This window comes from Kineococcus sp. NBC_00420 (genome assembly GCF_036021035.1).
Lineage (GTDB): Bacteria > Actinomycetota > Actinomycetes > Actinomycetales > Kineococcaceae > Kineococcus.
The window spans coordinates 386142-404322 of sequence record NZ_CP107930.1 but is presented as its reverse complement, the minus strand read 5'-3'; the positions used below and the strand labels follow the sequence as shown (position 1 = coordinate 404322).

General features: G+C 66.9%; 16 protein-coding genes and 1 pseudogene. 4 read left to right on the top strand and 13 right to left on the bottom strand.

Annotated features, from left to right (window positions below):
* The first annotated feature begins 156 nt into the window (after positions 1-156).
* Positions 157-1440: pseudogene (gene aspS, locus OG218_RS01960) on the top strand (aspartate--tRNA(Asn) ligase).
* A gap of 639 nt (positions 1441-2079) precedes the next feature.
* On the opposite strand, the gene OG218_RS01955 reads toward aspS, so the two are convergent.
* A complete protein-coding gene (locus OG218_RS01955; RefSeq protein WP_328291521.1) occupies positions 2080-2775 on the bottom strand; it encodes a tyrosine-protein phosphatase in 696 nt (231 codons plus the stop codon).
* Between the two features lie 136 nt (positions 2776-2911).
* Here OG218_RS01955 and OG218_RS01950 point away from each other — a divergent pair, with 136 nt between their 5' ends.
* On the top strand, positions 2912-3595 hold the full coding sequence (locus tag OG218_RS01950; protein WP_328291520.1) for an IMP cyclohydrolase: 684 nt from the start codon (positions 2912-2914) through the stop codon (positions 3593-3595).
* A 354-nt stretch (positions 3596-3949) separates the two neighbouring features.
* Complete coding sequence (locus OG218_RS01945; protein WP_328291519.1) at positions 3950-5200, top strand: IS110 family transposase; 1251 nt, start codon at positions 3950-3952, stop codon at positions 5198-5200.
* Between the two features lie 48 nt (positions 5201-5248).
* Here OG218_RS01945 and OG218_RS01940 read toward each other — a convergent pair whose 3' ends face one another.
* The 10 genes from OG218_RS01940 to OG218_RS01895 all read right to left on the bottom strand — a co-directional run bounded on the left by OG218_RS01940 (position 5249) and on the right by OG218_RS01895 (position 13591).
* Positions 5249-6265 (bottom strand): IS3 family transposase, encoded by a 1017-nt coding sequence (locus OG218_RS01940; RefSeq protein WP_442906350.1) that lies wholly within the window; start codon positions 6263-6265, stop codon positions 5249-5251.
* Positions 6262-6672 (bottom strand): transposase, encoded by a 411-nt coding sequence (locus tag OG218_RS01935; RefSeq protein WP_328291518.1) that lies wholly within the window; start codon positions 6670-6672, stop codon positions 6262-6264. The genes OG218_RS01940 and OG218_RS01935 overlap by 4 nt, the downstream gene beginning before the upstream one ends.
* Positions 6673-6752: 80 nt before the next feature.
* The gene (locus OG218_RS01930; RefSeq protein WP_328291517.1) at positions 6753-7001 is read right to left on the bottom strand and encodes a hypothetical protein; all 249 of its coding nucleotides are present in this window, start codon (positions 6999-7001) and stop codon (positions 6753-6755) included.
* Between the two features lie 152 nt (positions 7002-7153).
* On the bottom strand, positions 7154-8284 hold the full coding sequence (locus tag OG218_RS01925) for a M20 family metallopeptidase (protein WP_328291516.1): 1131 nt from the start codon (positions 8282-8284) through the stop codon (positions 7154-7156).
* A 40-nt stretch (positions 8285-8324) separates the two neighbouring features.
* On the bottom strand, positions 8325-9152 hold the full coding sequence (locus tag OG218_RS01920) for a nitrilase family protein (protein ID WP_328291515.1): 828 nt from the start codon (positions 9150-9152) through the stop codon (positions 8325-8327).
* Complete coding sequence (locus OG218_RS01915; RefSeq protein WP_328291514.1) at positions 9149-10003, bottom strand: ABC transporter permease; 855 nt, start codon at positions 10001-10003, stop codon at positions 9149-9151. The genes OG218_RS01920 and OG218_RS01915 overlap by 4 nt, the downstream gene beginning before the upstream one ends.
* A 93-nt stretch (positions 10004-10096) precedes the next feature.
* Positions 10097-10852, bottom strand: coding sequence for an ABC transporter ATP-binding protein (locus tag OG218_RS01910; RefSeq protein ID WP_328291513.1), 756 nt, complete (start codon positions 10850-10852; stop codon positions 10097-10099).
* Complete coding sequence (locus OG218_RS01905) at positions 10849-11637, bottom strand: M24 family metallopeptidase (RefSeq protein ID WP_328291512.1); 789 nt, start codon at positions 11635-11637, stop codon at positions 10849-10851. Before OG218_RS01905 ends, OG218_RS01910 begins: the two co-directional genes overlap by 4 nt.
* A gap of 2 nt (positions 11638-11639) precedes the next feature.
* Entirely contained in the window at positions 11640-12725 is a 1086-nt protein-coding gene (locus tag OG218_RS01900) for an ABC transporter substrate-binding protein (RefSeq protein WP_328291511.1), read from the bottom strand.
* A 2-nt stretch (positions 12726-12727) separates the two neighbouring features.
* Positions 12728-13591 (bottom strand): glutamine amidotransferase, encoded by an 864-nt coding sequence (locus tag OG218_RS01895; RefSeq protein ID WP_328291510.1) that lies wholly within the window; start codon positions 13589-13591, stop codon positions 12728-12730.
* Between the two features lie 92 nt (positions 13592-13683).
* Here OG218_RS01895 and OG218_RS01890 point away from each other — a divergent pair, with 92 nt between their 5' ends.
* Positions 13684-14703, top strand: a complete 1020-nt coding sequence (locus OG218_RS01890) for a LacI family DNA-binding transcriptional regulator (protein ID WP_328291509.1) — start codon at positions 13684-13686, stop codon at positions 14701-14703.
* Between the two features lie 179 nt (positions 14704-14882).
* Here OG218_RS01890 and OG218_RS01885 read toward each other — a convergent pair whose 3' ends face one another.
* The gene (locus OG218_RS01885) at positions 14883-15926 is read right to left on the bottom strand and encodes a nucleotidyl transferase AbiEii/AbiGii toxin family protein (RefSeq protein ID WP_328291508.1); all 1044 of its coding nucleotides are present in this window, start codon (positions 15924-15926) and stop codon (positions 14883-14885) included.
* Positions 15923-17350: a type IV toxin-antitoxin system AbiEi family antitoxin domain-containing protein gene (locus OG218_RS01880; RefSeq protein WP_328291507.1), complete on the bottom strand. Its 1428-nt coding sequence runs from the start codon at positions 17348-17350 to the stop codon at positions 15923-15925. The genes OG218_RS01885 and OG218_RS01880 overlap by 4 nt, the downstream gene beginning before the upstream one ends.
* Positions 17351-18181 lie beyond the last annotated feature (831 nt).

Sequence of the window (18181 nt, the reverse complement as noted above, 5' to 3'; positions counted from 1 at the left end):
GCGGCGTTGACGGGCGTGACGACCCCCGAGCCGCGACGGGTGGTCCCCGACATCGGACCGACGAGGCCGGTCCAGTACGGACCGGTGAAGGTGTGGTGGCACCGCGAGCAACCCGATCGCCCACACCTCCGGGGTAGGAACCACCTGGAGGTGATCATGAAACGCACGCTCAACACCACCCTTGCCGCGCACATCGGCGAACCCGTCCGCCTTGAAGGCTGGATTCACCGACGTCGGCGACTGGCCGCGGTGACCTTCCTCGTCCTGCGCGACCGCAGCGGCCTGGCCCAGATCGTGGTGAGCGACGAAGCGACCCGGGCCGCCCTCGACGGCTTGCCCGAGGAGACCGTCGTCCGCATCACCGGGACAGCTACCGCCAACACCAAGGCGCCCGGCGGGGTGGAGGTCACCGGCCCCACCATCACTGCTCTCAGCGCACCCGCCGCGACCTCGCCGGTCGAGCTGTGGCGCCCGCACCTGGACGCGGCGCTGCCGACCCTGCTGGACCACGCCCCCCTCACCTGGCGCCACCGGGAACGTCGAGCGGTGTGGGAGGTGGCGGCGGCCTCCTTGCGTGGCTTCCGCACCACGCTGGACGCGGGCGGGTTCACTGAGGTCGCCACCCCGAAGTTCACCGCCACCGCTACCGAGTCCGGCGCGAACGTGTTCGCCGTGGACTACTTCGGCCGTCCCGCCTACCTGGCCCAGTCCCCGCAGTTCTACAAGTAGATGCTGGTCGGGGTCTTCGAGCGGGTCTATGAGACCGGCCCGGTGTTTCGCGCTGAACCGCACGACACCGTCCGCCACCTGGCTCAGTACACCTCCCTGGACGTCGAGCTGGGCTTCATCACCGACCACCGCGACGTCCTGGCCGTGCTGCGTGAGGTCCTGGCCGGGATGGTCACCGCCGTGGCCGGAGGAGGCGAGGCCTGCGGGCTGGCCGGGGTGCAGGTGCCGGTCGTTCCGGAAAAGATCCCGCTCATCCACTTCCGCGACGCGCTGCGCCTGATCGGTGCCGACCCGGACGAGCCGGACCTCGCACCCGAGCACGAGCGGGAGCTGAGCCGGTGGGCGCTGCGTGAGCACGACAGCGACTTTCTCGCTGTGGAGGGCTACCCCTCGGCCAAGCGGCCGTTCTACACCCACCCTCAGCCTGACGACCCGCGGTGGACGAACTCCTTCGACCTGCTCTTCCGGGGGTTGGAACTGGTGACCGGCGGGCAGCGCCTGCACGAGCACGCCGACTACGTCACCGCGTTGAGGGCTCGCGGGCAAGACCCAGACGACTACCGCACCTACCTGGACACCTTCGCTCACGGCATGCCCCCGCACGGTGGGTTCGCGCTGGGGTTGGAGCGGTGGGTCGCGCGGTTGGCTGGTCTGGACAACGTCCGGCGCAGCACGCTCTTCCCGCGTGACCTGCACCGGCTGACCCCGTAGAACCTCGGGCTGCGAAAACGGTGCGGAGCGGATTGCCGGAGGGCGGGCCGCTCCGTATCGCGCGGAGAACGGGATTATGCGGGTGATCGCGACGTCGCCGGCAGCTCAGGACCGCACACAAGCGGGATGACCGTGAAGTCTCGTCCTATGGGGTTAGGCGCCCTTGATGACGCCGTTCGCCGTCAGCACGGTCACTAGCTCAGCGAAGCGGGCCTGATACGCCTTCCGGCCCATCGGGGTCTGTAGGAGGTGCCAGCCCGCGTCACTGGTCAGCGTGAAGTGCACCGAGGTGCCGTCGTCACGTGGATCCAGCTCGAACCGAATCTTCAGCGGCAGGTGCGCCTTACTCGATCACGCTCCCAGGAGGCGGTACCTGAGCTTGGAGCCGCTGGAGACGACCAGGGTCGTGGGGTCCGGCTGTTCGAAGCGAGCTGATGAGCCTATGGGCAGGCGGTGCAACCGGGCTAGCACTTCGTCTGGGGGTGCGGTGCTCCGCAGCGCTGCCGAGAAGGTGACCGGGTCTGCTGCCATGTGTCGATGTTCGCAGTACCGGGTGTGGACGTGCCTGCAAGATCACGCGTACGGCGGATGACCGCGCGGACGGCGGGATGACCGTGATGTCACGACGGAGCGTCCGAGTCAGGGCAAGAGACGCTCCTTGACTGCGGCGACGGAAGGGTCAGTGAGGTCTAGCCAACGCAGGTAGGCGTCAGTCGAGCCGTAGGCAGCTGTGACGTGATCGAGCATCGCCAAGATGTCGACACCACCGTTGCGTCGATGACCGGATTCGCCAGCCGACGTGTTCGGGGTTTCGTTCACGAGCGCGTAGTCCTCGGCGATGGCCTCGCGATCCACCCCCACCAGGTCCAGCAACAGGGCCACGATCATGCCGGTCCGGTCGCGCCCGGCACGGCAAGAGATCAACACCGGACCAGGTGGGGCATCGGCTAGCGCGGAGAAGATCGGCGCGATGTGAGCGGCGTTGCGCTGCAGGCTGCTGCTGTAGATCTCACCCAAACTGGTGAAGCGATGGAAGTCCTCCCGCGCCTCGGCCGCGGGGTCGATCAACGGCAGCGACCGATACCCCGCCAGCTGATTCAGCGGATGCGCGACTGCCTGGACCTCCTCCTCGGAGCGGAGGTCGAGGACAGCACTGAACTCGAAGGCAAGAGCAGCGTCGAATTCGGTCTGGCTCAACTGGGTCGGGGTGTTGGCGCGGATGATCCTCTTGTGAGGGACTGGCTCACCGCTGGGCAACGCCAGTCCACCCACATCGGCGGAGTTCGCGAAGCCGGCCAGCACGCCGCGGGCACGATGGGACGGGCTCGTGGTCATGGCCCCAGACCCTCACGTACCTCCGCGGCCGGGGCAAGACCGCGACGACATCACCGCCTCATCGAAGCCGCGTCCCTTTCGGAACGGCGGTGAGAGGGCGGACGCTGACTCTTCGGCGTGCCCTAGCGTGCTCGCCATGACTGTTCTGGACGAGGCTCTGCTTCACCGCCCCTACCCGGGACGCGGATGCCTGGCCGCCGCCACCGCCGACGGCGTGCTGTGGTTCGTCTACTTCCTCACCGGCCGCAGTCCCGCCTCCCGCAGCCGGGATCTGCACCCCGTGGCCGGCGGTGATCTGCAGGTCCGCGACACCAGCGACGGAGCGCACGACGCCCTGCGCCACTACGTCGCCTACGCCCGTCGAGGACTGTGGACGGTGATCGGCAACGGTGACCAGGTCGTTCCGCTGGCCGAGGACCTGGCCGGTGGCGCCAGTGAGCTCATCGCGTGGCGCCGGCACGACTACGAGCCTGACCCGCCGATCTACACGCCGCGCATCTGGATGGCTCAGCATGCCTCGACCCCGCACGTCCTGGCGGGCTGGGCCCGCCGCAGCAACCGCGGCGACGGCGCCAGCGAGCACGGGCTGCTGTCCATCCCCGCGCTCCCGCCGGGCGCGGGGGTCCTGCTGACCACCTACGACGGGACCCGCGAGGATCCCCGCAGCAGTGCGACACCGCTGGACGTGAGCGTGACCGCCGACAGCGGCGAGCAGTTGCTGGAGCAGGTCTGGGGCCGGCTCGACCCTGACCTTCGAGTGGCCGCGGTGGCCGTGCGACCTGGCCAGCCCGCAGACACCGCACTCCTGACCCACTCCTGAGCTGGCCGGGACAGTCGGTGAAGTCAGCCCAGGATGAGGGCTGGGATCTCAGACAGTGACGACAGCATGTGAGCGGGGAGGCCGGTGCTGGCGTCCCGGAACCTAATGAGAGCTACCGGGTCGGCCTTGGGGCAGACTCGGCGCCGGTAGCCGCCGGTGGGTGAGCACTCACGGAACCAGGACACCCTTCAGGGAAGTCCTATTGACAGACCGTGCCCCCGCCGGTGGTTGGGAGAGGTGATCGCTGATGGGATGTCGTGCCCGCCGCCTGGCGTGAGCACTTGATCATTAGGTTGCTGGGTCTCTCCCACTGGCTGCTCGAAGGAGACGCTGTCGAGGGCAGAGGAGAACGACATGTTGTTCGTCGGAGACGACTGGGCCGAGGACCACCACGACGTGGAGATCCAGGATGAAACCGGCCGCCGGCTGGCGAAGGCCAGACTCGAGGAAGGCATCGCCGGGGTCGCCCGACTGCACGCGATACTGGCCCAACACGCCGGCCCTGACGCCGATCCCGACCAGGTCATGGTAGGGATCGAGACCGACCGCGGTCCGTGGGTGCAGGCACTGATCGCTTCGGGGTATCGCGTGTACGCGATCAACCCGTTGCAGGCGGCGAGGTATCGAGAACGCGGCAGCGTTTCCGGTGCCAAGAGTGACGCCGGTGATGCGCACGCGTTGGCTGACATGGTCCGCACGGATGGCCACCAACTGCGCATAGTCGCCGGGGACAGCGACCAGGCCGCAGCGATCAAGGTGGTCACGCGGGCGCACAAGACGCTGATCTGGGAGCGCACTCGCCACGTCCAACGACTGCGGCAGGTGCTGCTGGACTTCTTTCCTGCTGCCCTGCAAGCATTTCCTGATCTCGCCGGGGCCGAGGCGTTGGAGTTACTCGGCAAGGCTCCTGACCCGGCGGCCGCGGCGCGGTTGAGTAGCACGCAGATCACCGCTGCCCTCAAACGTGCCCGGCGTCACCACGTGGATGACAAGACGCAGGCGATTCGTGCGGCGTCGCGCACCGAACACCTCGGTCAATCCGTTGCGGTGACCGCGGCCTACGCCGCCACGGTCCGCGCCCAAGTGGCGATCCTGAGCACGTTGCAGGTGCAGATCGTTGCGATGGCCGAGCAGGTGCAGGCGCATTTCGGTGAGCACCCGGCCGCTGAGATCTACCTCAGCCAACCCGGTCTCGGTGTTGTCCTCAGCGCCTGGGTGCTTGCCGAGTTCGGTGACGACTCCGTCCGCTACGGCGATGCCCGCACCCGCAAGAACTACGCCGGGACCAGCCCGATCACCCGCCAGTCGGGCAAGAAGAAGGTGGTCGTGGCCCGCTACGTCCACAACGACCGGCTCGTAGACGCTCTCGGACGTCAGGCCTTCGCGGCGATGGTCGCCTCACCGGGCGCGCGGTCCTACTACGACCAGCTCCGCAGTCGTGGAGTCGGCCATCACGCCGCGTTGCGTCAGCTCGCCAACCGCCTGGTCGGCGTCCTGCACGGGTGTCTGAAGACGGGAACCCTCTACGACGAGGCAACTGCCTGGTCGCATCACGCCGCCTGCCCCGAGCCCGCAGAACACGCCGCCGCCCCGGCAGCAGCTTGACATCAAACAGCATGGGATGTCTGTCAAGCTCGGTGAGACACGGACTACTTACGCGCTCTGAATCTGGGCCTCCCTCGAGGGCTGGTTGATCCATGTCTCAGTGGGCAGCTCGGGCGGTTCGGGATGACGGCCGCTGAACCGTTCAGGGTGCGCGGCGTAGGCCGCGTCCAGAGTCTCCTGCCGCGCGGCTCGGACCTGTCCGGCGGTGCCGTAGTGCACCGAGGCCGGGGTATGCAGCCCGATCCCGGAATGCCGGTGCACGTAGTTGTAGTAGCCGAAGAACACCTCACAGAACTCCCGGGCCTGCTCGAGCGTCTCGAACCGGTCCGGGAACGCCGGGGCGTACTTCAACGTCTTGAACTGCGCCTCGCTGTACGGGTTGTCGTTCGACACCCGCGGCCGCGAATGCGACCGCGTCACCCCCAGGTCCACCAGCAGTTGCGCAACCGGTTTGGACGTCATCGACGTGCCCCGGTCGGCGTGCACGACGTCGGGGATCTGGTGTCGTCCCATCGCCTCGGTCAGCATCTGCTCAGCCAGGGCGGCGTCTTCGGTGGCCTCGACGCGCCAGGCGACGACGTAGCGGGAGTAAATGTCGATCACGACGTACAACTTGAAGTAGACGCCGCGGGCTGGACCTCTCAACTTCGTGATGTCCCAGCTCCAGACCTGGCCGACCTTGACCGCGACGAGTTCTGGTTTCACCTTCGCCGGATGCGTGGCCTGGTTCCTGCGGTCACCGGCGATACCGTTGCGCCGCAACAGACGGTGCATCGTCGACTGCGAGCACAGGTACGTCCCCTCATCCAGGAGGACCGCCCAGATCTGGGCTACGGACTTGTCCACGAACCGCTGCGAGGTCACCACGTCCACGACGTGCTGCTCCTCAGCCAGGCTCAGGGCACTGGCCGGGCGTGGTCGGGGACGGACGGGTCCCAGCCGGGGTCCTGCACTCGCGCGGTAATGCGATGCGCGTGCGCGGCCCAATAGGCCACAGGCGCGGCGGGTCCCGCCGAGACGGCCGCACAGCACCGTCGCGAGGTCGTCGACGGCGGGGTTGATCACCTCCGCGGCGGCTTCGGTGTGCCCGTGCTCTCGGAGAGTTTCTCCAAGAGCTCGTGCGCTTTTCCCACGATCTCCAGCGCCGTCCGGGTCCGGTCCAGGTCGGCTTCGGCACGTTCGGCGCGGGCCCGCAGTTCAGCGATCTCCTTGTCCCGAGGATCAGCTCTGCGCGGGCTCAGGGCGTTGGTGGCGCCGGCGGCGGCTTTGCGCCAGTGGATGAGGTGGGTGTCGTACAGGCCTTCACGGCGCAGGATCGCCCCGCGTTGGCCGCGGGGTGCGGCGTCGTACTCGGCCAGGATCCGGGCCTTGTACTCGGCGGTGAACGACCGGCGGCGGGGTCGCTCGGCACGGGGGCCTGGCTCGGTCGACTCGCCGGGCTCGGTCGGGTCGGTGCGGTCGGTGCTGTCCACATCGGACAGTGTCAGGGTCACAGGAGGTGTCTCGCTTCTCGCCCTACGGCAGTGAGTGGATCTGTACTGCGTGTCTCACCTCAGCCTGGCAGGGAGGGTCCGGGCGTCATCGGCAACGGTCGGCAACGGTCGGCGATGACGGTGAAGGTGGTGGCGGTGTCGCCCAGCGCCCCGGTGTACCGCTCGTGGGGGCTGGTCCGCATCTGCTCAGCGAAGGTCGTTGGGTTTAGCCCCAGGAGCCCTGCGGTGTCAACGAGGACCTGGTTTCGGTTCAGCTCTGCGGCAGGGTCGGTGTGGGTAGCGAAGAAGTCGAAGACCACGGCTTTCACGGTCTTGAGGATGCCTCAAGTCCCGCGACGAGGATCGTGCGGAGATCGCCTCGGTCGTGAAGTCGTCCCTCGGCGGGAGTTGTCTTCGTCGAAGATCGATAAGACATCTCGGATGCGATTGGATGAGTGGACTCTGGCAAGCGGTATTCCAGTTAGTGAGCGGGATGTGTAGGTGTGAGCTGGCCGGTGTCCCAACTGGTTAGGAGTTCGGTGTAGACCGAGACTGCTTCGTGGAGTAGAACCACTGAGCACGATTCATCGGTGGTATGAGGTTGGTCGGGATCCCCTGGGCCGATGATGAAGACATGCGGTTGGCGGCCGGCGAGGACGGCGCCGTCGGTGAAGTAGGGAACGGATCGAGGTTCCTGGGGGCGACCTGTACTGCGTTGGACGGCTCTGAGGACGGCCTGCGCGGTGGCTGTTGAAGGTTCACTCCAGACGCTGGGGACGTTGACCGTCTCGGTGAGGACTACGCCTTCATGGTGCAGCAGCTTGAGTACCGCGGCGAGGTTGTCTGGGTGCACGGTGCGCACGTCCAGGCTCATCTGGCAGTGATCGGGAACGAGATTGGTCTGCTGACCCCCGGTGATGGTGCCGACGTTTACGGTGGGTGATCCGAGGAGTGGATGACTCGGTCCGAGAGTTGCGTCTGCGGCAGTGGCTAGGGAGAGGCGGGTGATCAGCGCAGAGATCATTTCGATGGCGTTGACGCCGAGGTCGGGTCGTGAGCCGTGTGCGGAGCGTCCGGTGGCGTTGACTTCCAGCCAGGTGGCTCCCTTGTGCCCGAGACGTAGCTGGTTACCGGTGGCTTCACCGACGATCAGCAGGGGGTCGGTGTGCAGCAGGTGACGTCCATGGACGGCTCGGGCACCGTGGCATCCGGTCTCCTCTCCGGAGGTGAAGACCATGCTGAAGGGGCGACAGCCCCGTTCCGCGGCGTCCACTGCCGCCAGGAGCATGGCTGCGGTTGCCGCTTTCATGTCGCTGCTGCCCCGCCCGTACAGGCGCCCGTCGAGGACCTGGGCGCCCAAGGGGTCGAAACTCCAGCCATCGGCGGTGAAGGGAACCGTGTCGAGGTGCGCGGCGAAGGTGAAGGCTGCGCCGTGGGCGTGGTGGGCCACCAGATTGCTGCGCCCGGGGCGCCAGGGCACCCAGTGCAGATCGAAACCAGCCGCTGTCAGTTGGGTGGCGATGAGGTGCAGAGCGTCGTCCTCACCACCGTGGGATGTGTCGCAGGCGATGAGTTGCGCGGCGAGGTCGACGACAGCACTCAGACCATCCACGAAAGCCTCTGGCGGGTGCTCGTGGGGGCAGGACGGGCTGTCATCCAAGGCCTTGGTACTGGTCGGGTCGGCGGTCTCGTACCGGATTGTTGAAGTTGCCCCAGGAGCGGCTGCGACGGATTTGGGAGATGTCGACGTCGGCGAGGAGCTGGGTGATGCCGGTGGCGTCGGCGGGGCCCGCTACCGGCCAGCCGGTGTGGTCGATGATCGTGCTTTGTCCGATGAAGTCCTGTCCGCGTTCGCCTCCGACGCGGGCCGCGGCGGCGATGACCAGACCGTTGCTGTGCGCGGCGGCCATGCTCAGCGTGACGGCCATGGCTGATGCTTCTGCGCGCTGGCCGGGGATGGGCACCCAGTTGGTCGGCACGCAGACGACGTCGGCGCCGGCCAGCGCCAGGGTCCGATAGCTTTCGGGAAACCAGCCGTCGTAGCAGATCAGCATGCCCAGTCTGCCGTGGCGGGTGGGCACCACGGGGAAGCCGAGGTCACCGGGCTCGAAGTAGAGCGCCTCCTCATCCCACAGGTGGACCTTGCGATACACCGTCGTGCCGAGGTGGGGTACGGCCATGAAGGCTGCGTTGTACAGCCGCTCACCGTCGCGTTCGGGGAAGCCGGCGACCACGATGACGTCGAGCTCGTCGGCGAGGGCCCGCCATGCCGTGGTCACCGGTCCAGCACCCGCGACTTCGCTGGCCGCGTAGGCCTCCGCCCGGCTGGCGAACATGTAGCCGGAGCTGGCGAGTTCGGGCAGAACAATGATCTCGGCGCCGGCGGCGTGGGCTCGACGGATGGCTTGCACGCTGCGCTCGAGGTTGCCGGGGAGATCGCCCAGACGCGGCTCGAGTTGGGCGACGGCGATGACGGTCACGAGGTCTTCCTGCCTTGTCCTGACGCAGTGGAAGGGGTGGTGCTCAGCAGGCGAGTCGCATCACCCTCAACGGGCGTCGTGGCCGCGGCGGCCGGCGACCCGGTGTAGCGGCGCCGGCGGGGCACCACACTGGTCCTGCGCCAGGGAGTCGCGGCACTCTCCCACAGCGCAATGATCAGGAAGGCGGTCAGGCCCACCGCGGCGAGCACGATGATGGCCGCGAAGACGCCGGGGGTGTTGAAGCGGCCCTGCATGGTGGACAGGTACACCCCCAGGCCGCCGGTGGTGGAGGCCAGCGATTCAGCGAGTACCGCGCCGGTGACGGAGAAGGTCGCAGACATCTTCAACGCGGAGAACAGGGGCGTGTACGTCGCGGGCAGCCTGATCACCATGAAGGTGCGTAGCCGGGAGGCGCCCATGGCACGGGCCAGGTTCAGGGCATCGGTATCCACTGAGCGCAGTCCGTCGACGACGTTGACCAGCACGGGGAAGAACACGATCATCGCGACCACGACGACCTTGGGCGCCAGACCGAAACCGAGCCAGATCACCAGCGCGGCGCCGATAGCCACGACCGGCACCGCCTGCGTGATGATCATTACGGGGTAGGCCAGGCGGTAGAGCCACAGCGAGGAGGCCATGGCGACCGCCAGGACGAAACCGAGTACGGCGCCGGCCACGAAGCCGACCCCGAAGACCCGACTGGTGGAAAGTAGCCCCACCTGGATGCGGTCCCAGTCACCCACGACCGCGCTGAAGGCGGCGGCGGGGGAGGGCAGAACGAAAGGGGGAATGCTGAAGACGCGCACTACCAGGTCCCAGACCAGTAGTAGGGCGAGCAACGAGGCCACCGGTGCCAGCAGGGGTACAAGGCTGCGCAGCCGCCGACGACGAGGTGGGCGGGGTGAGCGGGGTGAGCGGGGTGGTGCGGCGAGGCTCATGTCCTAGTCCGTCCGCGCGTAGATGAGGTCCAGGATGTGGCGCTTGGTGTCGGTGAAGGACGTCTCGGTCAAGACGTCGATGCCTCGAGGCCGGGGCAGGTCTACGTCCAAGATCTCGCTGATGCGTCCCGGGCGCGGGGACATCACGACCACTCGATCGGCCAGGAAGACCGCTTCGTCGATGTCGTGGGTGATGAACAGCACGGTGGATCGGGTCTCCTGCCAGACACTGAGCAACCAGCTCTGCATCGTCAGGCGGGTCTGGCTGTCCAGCGCTCCGAAGGGCTCGTCCAGCAGCATGACGTCCTTGGCGAAGGCCATGGTGCGCATCAGCGCGACACGCTGGCGCATCCCCCCGCTCATCGCGTGGGGGAAGTGGTCCAGGAAGTCGCCCAGGCCGTATCGGCGCGCCATCTCCGCAGCCGCGTGGCGTTGGGCACGGGTGACCCGTCCCTGCAACCGCGCGCCCAAGGTGATGTTCTCCAGAGCGCTCAGGGAGGGAACGAGTAGGTCCTTCTGCAGCATGTACCCGACTTGGCCGGGCTTGCCGGTGACGTCGGCGCCGTCGATGAGGACGCGCCCACTGGAAGGTTTGAGCAGACCGGACAAGACGTTGAACAGGGTGGTCTTGCCGCACCCGGAGGGACCCACGACGCAGACGAACTCGCCTGCTGCTACCGACAGTGAGGTCGCTGCCAGCGCCTGGGTGGATCCGAACCGTTGGGAGACGTCCTCCAGGACGATCTTGGGTGAACTCATCGCAGCACGGTGCAACGTGTGGGGCCGAACCAGACGACGTCTTCACGCTTGACCCCGTAGAGATGGTTGCCGATGAAGGGTTCCACCGCCCAGGCCCCCTGCATCACGGTCTCGTTGTAAGCGTCGATGTAGCCGTCGTCGTAGGAGGAGTCCTGGGTCAGGGAGTGCCCGATGTTGCAGAGCCGGTCCAGTAGGACCAGCCCGGTCGGCTCCAGCAGGGTCTGAAACTGCGCGAACCAGTCACACGCCCTCATGCCGGGACGCGCCGCTTGAAGCAGTGCGGCGTGCAGGTCCTCGATCGCGGTCAACGCCGCGGCCTGGGGTCGGTTGTCCCCGCGCTGCAGACTGCGGGTGCAGTCGCCCCACCAACCGTCCTGGGTCACCGGGTGAACGTCGACCATGCCCAGGTCGAGGTTCCACAGCACGCGTTCTGAGGGCACGTCGGTGGGAAAGCAGCTGAGGGTCCCGATGCCGAAGCCGACGACCGTCGGTGTCCAGACTCCCGCCCCACCTCGGCGCAGGACCTCAGCATCGATCATGTCGCGTAGTTCACGTTCGCTCTGTCCCGGCTGCGCGGTCGCGGCAGCGTACTCAGCGACCTCGATGGCCAGGCGCTGGGCGCGCACCAGCCCCGGCGGTGGCTCATCGCTCACCTCACGGGGGAAGCCGCCGTGATCCTTCTCGGTCGTGGGGGATGGACTGGCAGTGGTGCGGAGGGCGGTGCCCGTGTCCATGTCGGTGCCCATGTCCATGTCCATGTCCATGTCGTGGTCGATATCAGGCATGCTCAGGCCCCCAGAGGGGTGTTGGTGTACAGCTCGCTGGGTTTTAGGGAGGAGGAGATGACGTCGTACTTCACCGCGACGTCGATGAGCTCCTGCCAGGTGGTGTCTTGCTGGGTGAAGGCGGTTGCCTCGACTGCAGTCTTCGCATCTCCGAAGAGGGCAGCTGTTGCGGTCCACTGCAGCGTGGTGAACTCCGCTGTTTGAGCGTCGGGGTAGGTCTTCATGAAGATGTCGACGGCCTCTTGTTGGTGCTCGCGGGCGTAGTTCAGGCCCTGCAGGACTGCGGTGATGAAGGACTTCGCGGCCTGGGGATTGGCTGAGAGCCATTTCTCGTTGCCGGCCAGCAGGAAGACGGGAGCATCAGGGGCGCCGTAGTCACGGGAGTAGGCGATGGAGTAGTCATTGACTCCGAGGGACTCCAGCTCACTGCCCTCAGCGTTGGTGATGCCGGTGATCACGTCTACTTTGTTCTGGACGAGCAGTGGCACCGTACTGGAGTCAGCGCTCACGAGAGTGACGTCGTCGATGGTCTTGCCGATCGAGCCGAGCATGATGGACAGCTGTGCGTTGGACCAGGCGTCGTTGTAGGTACCGATGTTCTTGCCGACCAGCTCCGCAGGAGTGACGGGTTTCTTCGACTTCGACATCAGCCCCCAGTTGTTTCCGTTCCCGTACTTTCCGATGCCGATCACGGGCACTCCTTGTGAGCGCGCCGTCAAGACGTCCAGGGATGTGCTGAAGGCCAGATCGGCCTCGTTGGTACCGAGGAACTGCATGGTGGCTGCGACATTGGGCGGGGTGATGATCTTCACGTCGAGGCCGGCCTGCTCGAAGAAACCCTTCTCCGCAGCGACAACCCATGGAATCCAGAAGCCGTCGGCGACGGGCCACTCCTGCACGAAGCGCACCTTGGTCAGTCCCGCCGCATCAGCGCCGGTCCCCGAGGTTTGCGTACTGGTGTTCCCTTCAGCGCTGCACGCGTCCAGGGGCAGGGTGAGACTTGCACCGGCGAAGGCGGCCAACAGGACCCGGCGCGAGGTCTTTGCCGTGGTGCCGGTGGTCTTGAGGCGGATTTGACGAACGCTCATGGTCACTCCTTCGACGCGAAGTGGTGCAGGTTGGTCAGGGGATACTCGCCGAGAACGGTGTTGTCGGTCGAGGGACGGTCGGTGCCTGCGAGCCACCGCACGGCTTGTTGCCACAAGGGGGCGAAACCGGACCAGTCGGTGAAGGAGTCAGGGGCCCAGTGCGGCCCGATGTCGCTTGAATAGGCCAGGGTGCGTCCGGCGCCGGCTTGTCCCACCACCAGCAGTGGGTCCCGGTCGATGGTGGCCAGGGTTTGCGCGTCCGGTTTGGCGGTGAGTCGCTGGTAGCCGAGTAGTTCGGGAGTGCGACCCGCCAAGCCGCGCGTGATCGGGTGCTCGGCCTGGATGAGGGCACTGACGCCCTGAGGTGCTTCCTCGCGGTCATCACCGGCCTCCATGAAGACGGGTAGCACCTCGGCCAGTGCGCTGGTGCGGTAGTTCGCCTTCGCCTCGATGCCCTGGAAGGACAGGTAGCCCCCGATCATGCCCAAGCCGCCACCGCTGAGTACCCAGTCCCTAAGCAGGTGCAGCCGGTTGGGGCTGGCCTGGCCGGTGACGAAGGTGCGCGCGGGCAGCAGGAGGGTGTTGGCGCCGATGTCGGAGAGCAGCACCACGTCGTAGGCGGCGAGGGCCTCGAGGTCGCTGGGGAAGTGCGTGGCAGCCACGTGGCAGGGCATGTAGGTCAGCTCGATGCCGTCCTGATCGAGGGCGTTGATCAGCGCCCGACCGCCCTCGGCGTAGTCCACGGTGGTGAAGCTGTCGAAGCCCTTGGTGTGGACCGAGGTGACCGACCAGGACTCCCCGGCCAGTAGAACTTTCGTCACGGTGGGTGTGCTCCCTACGGCACCAGCGGTGCAATCGATTACCATGCGTCGGTGACCCTAGGATGGCCGGGAAGCGCCGGTCAAGACGTCTGGTGCGGTGAAACGGGGATTTAACATGAGTGCTTTGAGGAGACCGATTGCCTGACGTCACGCTCGCGACCGTCGCCTCAGCGGCTGGGGTGTCCACCGCGACCGCCTCGCGCATCCTCTCCGGCACCCGCGCTGGTGACCCCCGCACCGCGGCCAGGGTTCGCCAGGCTGCGACCCAGCTGGGCTACCAGGGCAACTCGATAGCCCGAGCCCTGCGACGAGGCCGCACGGGCAACATCGGCATGGTCATCCCCAGCATCAGCAACCCCTTCTTCACCAGCCTGGTCGAGCACGTCGAACTCGACCTCGCTCAACGCGACCTGAACCTGTTCCTGTGCGACGCCCGAGACAGTCCGCAAGTTGAGGCGATGCGCTTGGCGTCGCTGACCAGAGGCACCGTCGACGGTGTCTTGATCAGTCCCTGTCAGTCCACAGCGAGCCAGGCCGCGCTGGACTTGACTGCGGCCGCGGTGCCCGTAGTCCAGCTCGACCGCTACGTCGAGGGCAGCCAGACCGACCGCGTCATCCTGGACGACGACCAGGCGATGCGCTTGGTCGTGGAACACCTCGCTGCACTCGACATCAAGAACGCAGCCTTTGTCACCTCCACTGCCGGCAGCTCATCCGCACTGCTGCGTCTGGCGAGCGTCAAGCGCTGGTCTAGTCATCACGGGATCAATCTGCGCCCAGACCACGTGCTGGACGGTCAGTTCTCCCTGGAGTGGGGAGCCGAAGCAGCCGACAAGCTCATGAGGACCGGCGCACTACCTCAGGCCATCATCTGTGGCGGCGACCTCTCAGCGATCGGGCTCATCACCCGCCTCGCCCACCACGGCATCAGCGTTCCCCGCGACGTCTTGGTCACTGGCTTCGATGACATCTCTCTGGCATCGCTGACCATGCCCACCTTGACGACGCTGCGACAACCTCGACAGCTGATGGCGGCTGAGGCTGTCCGTCTGCTGATGGCCCGCATCGATCAACCAGAACGGCCCAGCACGGTGCTGTCCCTCAGCGGCAGTCTCATCACCCGAGAAAGCACCAGGCGCACGGTCAAGATGTCCTAGCGTGTTCGCCGCCGCCTTGCCACCGGTGATACCCACGTATTCGTGCGACGTAGAGGGCACGAGCAGTCATCGTGAACGTTCTGCTTTTCCACTACCGATCTGCCCCGACTTCAGTCGCCCCTCACCGGTAGGTCGGTAGGCGCGGTTAGGAGAGGTCAAGCCGCGGGCGCGGTTCGGTGTCAGCGAGGTCGCCACAGGTGGCCGACAGCGGACCACACATGATGCTCGACGCTGCCGGTCATGGCGGGTTCGAGGAACGAGCTGACAAAGGCTACGGCCGATGTCAGCTGTGGCAGGTCGTGGCAGTGCGGGGTCGCGGCCGCCAGCTTCGGATAGGTGGTGGCCCAGTCGGCGGGGACGGTGAAGGTGTCGCGGTGCATTAGGCCGCGGTGGGTTCGCTCCGCGGCGATGGCGGTGTGCAGGGCGGCGCCGTCGACGTCCTGGGTGCGGGCGAGCACGATCAGGTCAATGAGGTCACGGACCCGGGTCGAGGGATTCCCTTCCAAGGCGTCGCGCACATGTCCCGCAACTCCCGCGTCTCCCACAACGACGTCGGCGACGTGGGTGGGCATGCTGGGGATGGTGGGGATGCCGTTGTGGTAGCGGGCTTCGGTCGCGGCGACCTTGTCGGCGATGTGGTCCACGACCGGGTAGGCGCGCACGGTCGGTGCGGGTAGACCGGGCAGGTCCAAAGGGGTGCTGGAACGGACCAGTTCGGGGGCGGCGGTCATGAGGGAACCCGTGACCAGGTCGATGCCGAATCTCTCACAGCGCCGCACCCCGCAGTAGGCCTCGACCTGCACGCGGTATCCGGCCAAGCCTGGCTGCTGGCGCCCACCCACGGGGCGCACCGTCCCCAGCACGAAACGGAAGTAGTCGCCCAGGTCACGTTCGAGCGCTGCGCGCAGCGCAGCCAGGGCGTCATCGATGTCCCCGAGGCGGTGCAGGAGGTCGATGTCTTTGCTGTGGCGGGCGTCGTGGACGCGGGCCAAGACCGCCGTCCCACCTTTAAGCACCCACTCCGTATCCCGCGTCGAGTTCGATCCCGGGTCCAGGTCTGGGTCTGGGGGGAGATCAGCGAAGACGCGGGCCAGGAGACGGTCGTAAACGAAGCGTCGAAGCAGCTCATTACCCGGGCGGGAACTGTCAGCTGCTGCAGTCCGCGCCCGGGCGGTCAGCGCCCGCCACAACGCGGTGCCGTCACGGTAGGGCAAGGCGTTCACTGCTCGCGCCCCTCGTCTACCGCGGCCGCTGGACGAGCAGCACGACCACCATCGACACCATCGCCGGTCAGTGCGCCAACGTCAGCGCCCTCACCTAAACGATCATGACCACTCTGGGTAGCTCCCCGGACAGCGCGGCACTCCTCACGTGGACTCCCGAGATGGCCACCCCGCCCAGACTGATCGCCACGGCGCTCGCGGTCCCCGCTGTGGCCGTCCCCGGTCTCATCTGAGACTGCGTCCTCATCGTTGTCTGCGTCGTTGTCTGCGTCGTTGTCTGTGTCGTGGTGAGCGGGCTCGTCGATGGCTGTGGAGAAGCCCTCGGGCGTCCGATTGGCGGTCAGCATCTGCAGCGTGGTGAGCATCTGGGTCAGCGCGGCCTGGTTGTCCGGGTCGGCGAACCAATCCACGATTCGTTCTTGAGTGTCCGGGCTGGGTAGCGCCGCCTCAAGGCGAGAACGTGCGCTACGTGCGCCATGCACTGCGGGGGTGATGCCGTGAACGAGTTGGTTGCGTAGCGGAGCGAGAGTTGCGCGGGTGCGCTGGGCGAGTCCGGCTACTGCCGCACGTACCCGCGGGTCGGCGGCGATCTCTTCCATCAGCGTGGCCAGGGTGATGACGCCAGTGGCCACGATGGCGAGATTGCTCTCACCGGCGATGACGGGGCGGTTGCTGTCATCGCCGGTGCTGGTGCTGGGAGAGTGCATCCCGGATTGCTCCAGGGAGCGGCGCAGCAGCTCCAGTCGGGAGGCGAGTCGGATGTCGTAGCCGGGCCGTTCGTGAGGGGCCAGGCCGCCGGCGTCCAGTAGTCGCTGGGTCAGGGCTGTGCCGTCGGCGGCTTCGTAGCGTGGGGCGGCCGGGTGCAGCGCTACGGCGAGCTCGTCAGGGGTGGTCGAGCCGCGGCGGACGGCATCGGCTGCGACCTGCCCGACGTGCTCGAGGTCGTAACCGGCGCTGAGCAGGTCAGCGACGGTGTGTGCTGGCGTGGTCACGGGTAGACCCGCGGCGAGCGTGACCTCGCCGGCGGTGAGGGTGGCTCGGTGGACGCGGACGCCGGCGCGGGTGGACTGATATCGCTTCGGCAGGGTCAGCTCGTGCTCGTCGGCGAGAAGGTCACCGAGCTGGTGCAGGTGGGCGGCGGAGGTGTGCGAGACCACCCCGGCGGTGAGGGGGTCAGCGAGGCGGTCACTGGCGGAGGCGCGTGGTTGTAGCGCTAGCCACGCGGTCCGCAGGGACAGCAGGTCGTCGCCGAGGACGGCGGGGGTGGCGTAGACGCCGTGCGCGACGCGCTCGAGGACACCGGCGGTGACCATGCGGGTCAGCTGTACCCGGTTGATGCCGGCTTGAGCGGCTTGGGCGGTGGTGAGTAGGCCCCACTGGCCGGCGGCTAGGTCGGTGACCGTGGTCAGATCCGACGTCCTCATGCTGCAAATGTAACGCTCTAGGTGTAACAATTACAGAAGCAAACGCCGAGGCAGGCAGCGAGATGGCGATCACGGACCGGATCGTGAGATGTCCGGCACCGCCGACATGGTCTGCCCAGCCCAGCCCAGCCCAGCCCGGGTCTGGGGCTGCGTCTCGTCACGAGGGGGCGGGCTCGGGCCAGGAGGCACCGGCTACTCACCCCGCTACGGACCCCAGCATCGTGCAGGCCTTCATCGAGCAGGCACGCTGGATGCACGATCACCACGACAAGCGGGGGAAGCCTTCGCCCAGCGCGCTTCAACCGTCCTGGCCTTCAATGGGGTCGCCCCGTCGGTAGTAATTGTCGGGCTGGCGGCGCCCAAGGACGTCGTCACGTTCGACGTCTGGATCAAGCTGAACGTCATCGTCATCGTGGTCTTGCTGCTGCGCCGGGGGAGGACGAGGGGCCAGGCAGTTGCTGGTTTGAAAGCGACTGCTGCTGAGGGCTTACTAACGCGAAGTAGAGGCCTATGAGCGGATTTTTCACGCACGCGCGTGGTGGGTCTTTCGTCGAACGAGGCCGCTGCCTGTGGATCGTTAGGCCCGATGCCGATGATTCCCTAACTCCGGGCCCGCGTCATGCTCACGTACTGTCCTCAGCGTTTGGGTGGCTCGGCCCCACACGACTCGGCCCCATACGACTCGGACCCAAATGGCTCGGCCGGTGGCCACGGCTGCGGTCGCCACAGCCGCCAGGACACCAGCGACCGAACGGCCACAAGGGTCCACAGGATCGCTACCAGGAGGAACCAGTCGTTGCGGTCCGGGTAGAAGGCGAGCAGCCACCAGCC